The 7,613-nt window shown below is 70.2% G+C and carries 7 protein-coding genes; 1 reads left to right on the forward strand and 6 read right to left on the reverse strand.

Annotated elements, in window-relative coordinates:
- The 3 genes from ACHFFZ_RS05490 to ACHFFZ_RS05500 form a co-directional block, all read right to left on the reverse strand.
- Positions 1 to 465 (reverse strand): GNAT family N-acetyltransferase (locus ACHFFZ_RS05490; RefSeq protein WP_394275653.1); only part of this gene is annotated, 465 nt, incomplete at its 3' end.
- The gene (gene arc, locus ACHFFZ_RS05495) at positions 465 to 2,072 is read right to left on the reverse strand and encodes a proteasome ATPase (protein ID WP_394275654.1); all 1,608 of its coding nucleotides are present in this window, start codon (positions 2,070 to 2,072) and stop codon (positions 465 to 467) included. The genes ACHFFZ_RS05490 and arc, both read right to left, overlap by 1 nt.
- Before the next feature lies 1 nt (position 2,073).
- Positions 2,074 to 3,810 (reverse strand): HAD-IA family hydrolase, encoded by a 1,737-nt coding sequence (locus ACHFFZ_RS05500; protein ID WP_394275655.1) that lies wholly within the window; start codon positions 3,808 to 3,810, stop codon positions 2,074 to 2,076.
- Between the two features lie 109 nt (positions 3,811 to 3,919).
- On the opposite strand from ACHFFZ_RS05500, the gene ACHFFZ_RS05505 reads away from it, so the two are divergent.
- Positions 3,920 to 5,248: a S49 family peptidase gene (locus ACHFFZ_RS05505; protein WP_394275656.1), complete on the forward strand. Its 1,329-nt coding sequence runs from the start codon at positions 3,920 to 3,922 to the stop codon at positions 5,246 to 5,248.
- Between the two features lie 9 nt (positions 5,249 to 5,257).
- Here the strand turns inward: ACHFFZ_RS05505 and ACHFFZ_RS05510 are convergent, their stop codons facing one another.
- From ACHFFZ_RS05510 to ACHFFZ_RS05520, 3 genes are all read right to left on the reverse strand, one after another.
- Entirely contained in the window at positions 5,258 to 5,791 is a 534-nt protein-coding gene (locus ACHFFZ_RS05510; RefSeq protein ID WP_394275657.1) for a YbhB/YbcL family Raf kinase inhibitor-like protein, read from the reverse strand.
- 166 nt (positions 5,792 to 5,957) lie between these two features.
- Positions 5,958 to 6,200 (reverse strand): hypothetical protein, encoded by a 243-nt coding sequence (locus tag ACHFFZ_RS05515; protein WP_394275658.1) that lies wholly within the window; start codon positions 6,198 to 6,200, stop codon positions 5,958 to 5,960.
- Between the two features lie 201 nt (positions 6,201 to 6,401).
- The coding region (locus ACHFFZ_RS05520; protein ID WP_394275659.1) for a vitamin B12 dependent-methionine synthase activation domain-containing protein at positions 6,402 to 7,613 on the reverse strand (1,212 nt) is incomplete at its 5' end.

Genomic DNA, 7,613 nt, shown 5'->3' on the forward strand with positions numbered 1-7,613 from the left:
CTGGTGCGGGGTGCCGTCGTCGTCCAGATGCGTGTAGGTGCTGGTCTGCAGCTCGCCGGTGGCCTGGTAGCCCAGTCGCTGGACGAGCCGACGCGCGTCCTGGTTGTCGAGGCCGACCATGACCCGCAGCGAGCCGGTCAGGCGCGCGAGTTCCTCCACGGCCGTCACCAGTCGCGTGCCGATCCCCTGACCGCGGCGGTCGGGGTGGACGTGCAGGTCGTGCAGCTCCCAGGGCTCGCCGAAGCGCACCCCCACGAGGCCAGCGGCCTCACCGTCGACGGTCACGGCCAGGCCGAAGCCGGTGCCCTCGGTGCGCGAACGCAGCAGGCTCGTGGCGCGGTCGGCCCAGTCGGCACCGAGCTCGGTGAAGGCGTCGACGTGGTGCTGCTCGATGCGCGAGACGGCGACCTGCGCCTTGCCCTTCCTGGCACCTCGGGAACTGGGCTGTTTGCGCTGCTTGGCCATCAGTCGACCGCCGTCCCGCGGCCCGAGCCCACCAGGGAGCGCAGGAAGACGATGCGTTCCCCGCGACGGCCGCTGATGCGCGCCCAGTCGTCGGGATTGCTGGTGTTGGGCAGGTCCTCGTTCTCGACGAACTCGGCGCGGCAGGCCTCGACGATCCCCTCGCGCGAAACGCCTCCGGGGCCGCCGGCCAGTTCGTCCTTGATGGCGGCGGTCTTGGCGCGGTCGACCACATTGCGCAGCATGGCGCCGCTGGCGAAGTCGCCGAAGTGGAGCACCTCGCGGGCGCCGCTGGCATAGGTGACCTCGAGGAAGCGGTTGCGGTCGGCGACGGCGAAGATCTCCTCGACGGCCAGCTCCACCAGCGCGCAGGCGGACTCGACGCCGGGCGCCAGTGGTGTGGCCTCGGTGAGGTACTTGGACAGGATCTCGCGGGCGCCGTCGGCGTCGGGGCGCTCCAGCTTCACCTTCACGTCCAGGCGCCCGGGGCGCAGGATGGCCGGGTCGATCATGTCCTCGCGGTTGGAGGCGCCGATGATGATGACATTGTCGATGCCCTCCACCCCGTCGATCTCGCTGAGGAGCTGGGGAACGATGGTGTTCTCCACGTCGGAGCTGACGCCGGAGCCGCGGGTGCGGAAGAGGGAGTCCATCTCGTCGAAGAAGACCACGACGGGGCGGCCGTCGCTGGCGTGTTCCCGGGCGCGGGCGAAGATGGCGCGGATCTGGCGTTCGGACTCGCCCACGTACTTGGTGAGCAGCTCGGGGCCCTTGACGTTGAGGAACCAGGAACCACCCTCGGCGCCGGAGGCTCCCCCGCCCAGGGCATTGGCGACGGCCTTGGCGATCATCGTCTTGCCGCAGCCGGGCGGACCGTAGAGAAGGATGCCCTTGGGGGCGGTGAGCTGGTAGCGACGGTAGGCATCCCTGTGCTGGAAGGGAAGCTCGACGGCGTCGCGGATCTGCTGGATCTGCTGGCCCAGGCCGCCGATGTCGTCATAGGAGACATCGGGCACCTCCTCCAGCACCAATTCCTCCACCTGGCTGCGCGTCACCCTGGCCAGCGCGAGTCCCGCCCTGCGGTCCACCAAGACAGTGTCGCCGGCGTCGACGTCGACCTCGTCCAGACTGGGGACCCGGGCCAGCAGCACCTCGTCACCGGCCGACGACTGCACCACCACTCCCCCGGGGCCGGCCTCGACCACCCGGGCCAGCTCCCCCGAGAGCGGCAAGTCACACAGCGCGACGGCGACGCTCGACTCGTTCAGCAGCACGCCGCGCCCCACCTGGGCGCCGCTGAGCACCTCCGGCAGCGCCGCGACCCGCATCAGCCGTCCCAGGGCGCTGACCTCGAGCATGCCGGGATCCTCGCCGGATGCCTCGACGATCCACACCACCAGCACCAGGTTCAGCGGCGGCTTCGACAGCGCGTCGACCTCCTGCTTCAACCCGACCAGCCGCGAGCGCGCCTCCTTGAGGGTGGCGTTGAGCTTCTCATTCTGCGCCGCCAGGTTGCGGGCGTCCGCGCGGGCATCGGCCATGCGTCGTTCGGCGACCCCGAGGCGGTGGTCGAATCCCTTGCCGGGCTGGCAGTTCGGGTCGAAGGGCATGTCAGGCGCCCGTCTCCTCGACGGATGCCGGCTCGATGGTGGCCGACGGCGCGGGCACGCCGAGCTCCGACGGGCGTCCCGGACGGGGCTCTGCCATGCCGTTCTCGGGGACCTCCTGGTTGCTCATCGGCACGTTCTTGGGGCGCGGTCCGGTGTAGTCGGGGCCGTAGGCGCCGGCGGCGGGGCGACGCTTGCGCATCGGGGCCTCGACGCCGGGGGCCAGGCGACGCGAGTGCACCAGGAAGCCGGTGTGGCCGGTGGAGCCGTGCCCGGGCCGGATCGCGAGGCCCTCGGCGTGCCAGTCGCGCTGGGTGGTCTCGGTGGCCTGCGGTTCGGTCCAGCCGCCGTGGGCGCGCAGGGTGTCCATGACGCGGCCGAGCTGGGTGGCGGTGGCGACGTAGCAGGTGAGCACGCCGCCGGGCACCAGCACGTCGCCGACGGCGTCGATGCACTCCCAGGGGGCGAGCATGTCGAGCACGGCACGGTCGACGGGTTCGTCGCGCAGGCTCTCCACCAGGTCACCGACGGTCAGCTTCCAGCCCGGGTGGGCTTCGCCCAGGAAGGTCTCGACATTGTTGCGGGCCACTTCGGCGAAGTCCTCGCGGCGCTCGTAGGAGTTGAGGGTGCCGTTCGGTCCGATGGCGCGCAGCATCGCCAGCGACAGGGCGCCGGAGCCGACGCCGGCCTCCAGCACCCGGGCGCCGGGGTAGATGTCTCCCCACATGAGGATCTGGGCTGCGTCCTTGGGGTAGATGACCGCGGCCTCGCGAGGCATCGAGACCATGTAGTCGTTGAGCAGCGGGCGCATCACCAGGTAGGTGGCGCCGCCGACGCTGTCGACGGTGATCCCCTCGGGCTGGCCGATGATCTGCTCGTGGCGGATTCCGCCCTTGGTGGCGTGGAAGCTCTTGCCAGGCGTGAGCAGCAGCGAGTGGCGTCGTCCCTTGGAGTCGGTGAGGGTGACGCGTTCGCCGGCCTGCATCACGCCGGTGCGCACGCCCGACAGGTTCTCGGTGGCCGGCGGCGGGGGCGCCACCAGCTTGGCGGGCTGGCCGATGCAGCGGCGGTAGAGCTGGAAGAGCTGTGCGACGGTGACGTCCTGCAGGCTGTCGATCACGACGCGTCGGCGGGCCTCGGGCACCGGGGCCATGGCCGGGATGGCGACCACGACGGCACCGGCGCCGTTGCCGCTGTCGGCTCCGGTGGTGCTGTCCTCGAGCACCAGGCACTTGGTGACGTCGACCCCGAGCAGTTCGGCGGCCTTGCGATAGGGCTCGGGGTCCGGCTTGTTGGCACTGACCTCGTCGCCGCCGACGATCTCGCTGAAGCCCAGCGCGGGCAGCCCGGCCAGGATCTTGTCGATCATGTGGCGGGGACTGGAGCTGACCAGCGCGAGTTTGACCCCCTGCTGTTCCATCTCGGCGAGCAGTGCGCGGGTGCCGGGCAGGAAGAGTTCCTCGCCCTGGCGGGTGGCACTCTCGATGACTCCGCCGACGAGGTCGTCGAGGATCGTGCCCGCATCGACCCGGCCGCCGCTGCGCTCGGAGAAGATCTCGGCCAGGCGCGTGACGGCGGTGCCGACGATGCTGGCCGATTCCTGCTCGCTCCACTCGATGCCGTGGCGCCGGGCCACCTCCACCTCCATCTGCGTCCACAGGGGCTCGGTGTTGACCAGGGTGCTGTCGAAGTCCCACAGGACGGCCTCGGGGCGGGCTGCGGTGAAGGAGGAATTCTTCATGATGGCTCCCATTCTTCCAGAGTGGGTGCACCACCCGACCAAAGATCCATGCCGACCGGCTCCGGATCAGTCAGGATGGGAGTGACACGATCGACCCGGAAGGCTCCTGATGACCACTCCCGACGACGCCCAGTCGCCCACCCCCGACGGCCCCGGCATGCAGCCGGGCACCGGTTCCTCCGCCGCGCCGCGGCCCGACCAGAGCACCCAGACCCCCAGCACGCAGTTCCCGCCGCCCCAACAGCCCGTTGCCCCCGCCCCCATGGCACCCAAGGGCAAGTCCTCCCGGCGCACCATCCAGTTCGGCGGGCCCGATCCCGAGCCCAACTGGTTCCACCGCGGCTTCGGCATCGGCGCCGGTGCTGCGTTGGGCATCGGCGTGGTCACCCTGGCCCTGTCCCTGATCGCGAGCACCTTGATGGGTCTGCTGTTCACCGCCCTCGGCGCGGCCCTCAGCAAGGTCGGTATGGGCAGCTCCAGTGACCTGAGCACCGCCACCGAAACCGTCTGGGGCCCCGAGGACGCCAAGGACACGCTGCGCGCCATCGACGTGCGCGGCGCCATCATGGCCGGCGGCGACTCCGGCATGGGCCTCACCCAGGCCACCTACGGCTACGAGATCGCCGACACCATCGACAAGATCGGCAAGGACGACGCCGGCGGCCTGGTGCTGCGCATGGACACCCCCGGCGGCACCATCAACGGCGCCCGTGCCATCGGTGAGGCCGTCGAGCGCTACCAGAAGCGCACCGGCCACAAGGTCGTCGCGGTCGTCGAGGGCATGAGCGCCTCGGGTGGCATGTTCGCGATGGCGCCGGCCGACCGGATCATCGCCGACCACGGCACCCTGACCGGCAGCATCGGCGTGATCAGCGGCCCCTTCGACCGCTACAAGGACGTCAAGGCAGTCGACGGAGGCCTGCTGGGCGGCGGCGTCACCACCACCGGCGGCATCGAGAGCGAGTACATCAGCGCCGGCAAGGGCAAGGACTTCGGCAATCCCTTCCGCGACATGACCGCCGAGGAGCGCAAGGTCTGGAGCGACGGCATCAACCGCGAGTACGACGGCTTCGTCAACTGGGTCTCGACCCACCGAAAGATCCCTGCCGCAACGATCCGCAATGACCTGGGCGCGCACATCTTCGATCCCGAGACGGCCAAGGAGAAGAAGCTCGTCGACGATGTGATGGGCCGGGACGAGGCCTACCGGGCCGCCGCCAAGCTGAACGGGCTGGACCCGGCCAGCACCAAGATGGTGGCCTCGGCCATGCCCGGCTTCTGGCAGTCGGTGCTCTCCTCCGAGGCGCGCATCCCCGGCCTGGCGCCGGCCGCCACCGCCCAGGAGGGCCAGCAGCCGGTGGTCACCTCCACCATCTGCTCGGGTTCCCCGCAGGTGCTGGCCTGGAACGGCCCGACGGCCCAGTTCTGCGGGCGCTGACCCGCAGGATCAGCCCCGACGCACCAGGCGCGCCACGGCGCCCGCAGGCAACCGCTTGCGGGCGCCGTTGAGCACCCGGCCCAGTTCGACGCGCACCATGTGCTCGATGCGGGGACGGTGGGTGCCACGAAGCGTCGCGGACTCCACCGCGTGCTCGGCGACGGCCCGGTCGAAGTCGGAGCCCTCGAAGCCCTCGGCCAGCCCGGGCATCGCCGCCAGCGCGCTCAGGGTGAAGACGTAGTGGTGGGTGCCCGAGGGCGGGCAGGGGCCCTCGTAGCCCAGCGCGCGGGTGCCCTGTCCCTGCACGGCACCGTCGGGCAGCAGTCCGGCCTCCAGCGCCGAGACGTGGCCGGGCAGCAGCACCATCCAGTGGCGGTAGTCGGGGGCGTCGTCGTCGGTGAGCTGCAGCGCCCAGGCGGCGGGGGCCGGCGCGTCACTGTTCCACTCCAGTGCGGGCGACAGGTTCTCCCCCTGCCCGGGGCCCACCACCTGGACCGGGAGCGGCTGGCGGTCAGTGATCGTGGGGCTGGTCAGACGCAACATGGATCCAAGACTAGTTGGGGGCTGCCAGGTGCAGGCGGTGTATGGCGTTGACGGGCAGCAAAGGAACAGGCCTGGGAGGACCAGGTGTGGGAATGGGCAGGAGGACCCGGCCGGGGCCGGGTCCTCCTGGGGTTTTGCGATCCTGCTGGATGTGCCGCGGCCTCACTCAGGCGGCGTGCTCGCAGGTGGGGCAGGTGCAGTTGGCGCAGTCGCACTTCACGCAGGTGTCATTGCAGCCGTCGCAGGTGCAGGTATTGCACTCGTCGTAGTGGCCGTCGTGCTGGAAGTGTGCGTGGCCGTCGTGGATGTAGTCGACGTGGTCGCCGTGCTGGACCGCCTCGTGGCCGCAGTCGGTGCCGTGCTGGTGGTCGTGTCCGATGTGCTCGGTGTGCTCAAGGGTGGCGCTCATGGTGACTCCTCCTGATGGGTTGTGCTGTGTGCCGGTGGTGCTGACACGGCCAACACTCCCCCACCCATCACCCCTTGTCAACGACTGGTATGACACTCGCCATCATTCTCAACAAGTGCTGCGGAGGTGCTGGTCAGGGCCTCTTGGGAGGCACTCCCAACTGAGGCGCGTGCCGGGCAGTGGACCTGCCCGGCACCCACCTCACTTCGCGTTGAAGTACTTCGCCTCCGGGTGGTGCACCACGATCGCGTCGGTGGACTGCTCTGGATGCAGCTGCAGCTCCTCCGACAGCTCGACCCCGATGCGCCACGGCTCCAGCAACTCCACCAGCGTGGCGCGATCCTCCAGCTCGGGGCAGGCCGGGTAGCCGAAGGAGTAGCGCGAGCCGCGGTAGTCCTGCTTCTGGATTGCGCGGTCCACCGTCGACTGCGTCGCCGCATAGCCGAGCTCCTCGCGGGTGCGGGCATGCCAGTACTCAGCCAGAGCCTCGGTGAGCTGCACGCTCAGCCCGTGCAGCTCGAGGTAGTCGCGGTAGGAGTTGGCCTCGAACAGCTTGGCTGTCTCGCGCGCCACCTCGCTGCCCATGGTGACCAGCTGCATCGGCAGCACGTCGGGGCCGTGGGCGTCGAACTCGGCCTTGTCGCGGAAGAAGTCGGCCAGGCACAGGCGACGGTCCCGGCGCTGCCGCGGGAAGGTGAAGCGGGTCAGTTCCCGGCCGTGGTCCTCGGGGTCGAGCAGCACCAGCGTCTCGTCGATCGAGTAGACCGGGAAGTAGCCGTGCACGACGGCGAAGTTGGCCAGCGAGTCGGCCTTGATGCGGTCCAGCCACATGCGCAGTCGCGGCCGCCCCTCGGTCTCCACCAGCTCCTCGTAGGAGGCACCGTCCTGGCCACGTCCCGGCTTGAGACCCCACTGCCCCAGGAAGGTGGCGCGCTCGTCGAGCCAGTCGACCACCTCGGCCAGCTTGATGCCCTTCACGACGCGACTTCCCCAGAAGGGCGGCGTGGGGACGTCCACTCCCCCTTCGGGCGTGGGGCGGGCGACGTCGCTGCGCACGCCCAGCTCGGGCTCCTCGATCTCGACGCTGGGGCCCTTGGGGACGCGTCGCGGCTTGATCTCGGGCAGCTTGGCGCCGGGCTCGCCGCGCTTCACGGCCATCACGGCATCCATGAGGGCCAGGCCCTCGAAGGCGTCCTTGGCGTAGCGCACGTCGCCGGAGAACTGCTCGTTGAGGTCGTGCTCGACGAAGCTGCGGGTCAGCGCCGCGCCACCCAGCATCACCGGGTACTTGCCGCCCAGGCCCTGGGCGTCGAGCTCGGCGAGGTTGTCCTTCATCACCATGGTGGACTTCACCAGCAGGCCGCTCATGCCGATCGCGTCGGCCTGGTGCTTCTCGGCTGCCTCGACGATCGC

Source organism: Luteococcus sp. (genome assembly GCF_043424415.1).
Lineage (GTDB): Bacteria > Actinomycetota > Actinomycetes > Propionibacteriales > Propionibacteriaceae > Luteococcus.

Bases quoted from the DNA above. Each gene is read 5' to 3' on its own strand.
- ACHFFZ_RS05510 (WP_394275657.1), bottom strand. From the start codon at position 5,791: ATGTTGCGTCTGACCAGCCCCACGATCACTGACCGCCAGCCGCTCCCG.
- ACHFFZ_RS05505 (WP_394275656.1), top strand. From the start codon at position 3,920: ATGACCACTCCCGACGACGCCCAGTCGCCCACCCCCGACGGCCCCGGC.
- ACHFFZ_RS05515 (WP_394275658.1), bottom strand. From the start codon at position 6,200: ATGAGCGCCACCCTTGAGCACACCGAGCACATCGGACACGACCACCAG.
- arc (WP_394275654.1), bottom strand. From the start codon at position 2,072: ATGCCCTTCGACCCGAACTGCCAGCCCGGCAAGGGATTCGACCACCGC.
- ACHFFZ_RS05500 (WP_394275655.1), bottom strand. From the start codon at position 3,810: ATGAAGAATTCCTCCTTCACCGCAGCCCGCCCCGAGGCCGTCCTGTGG.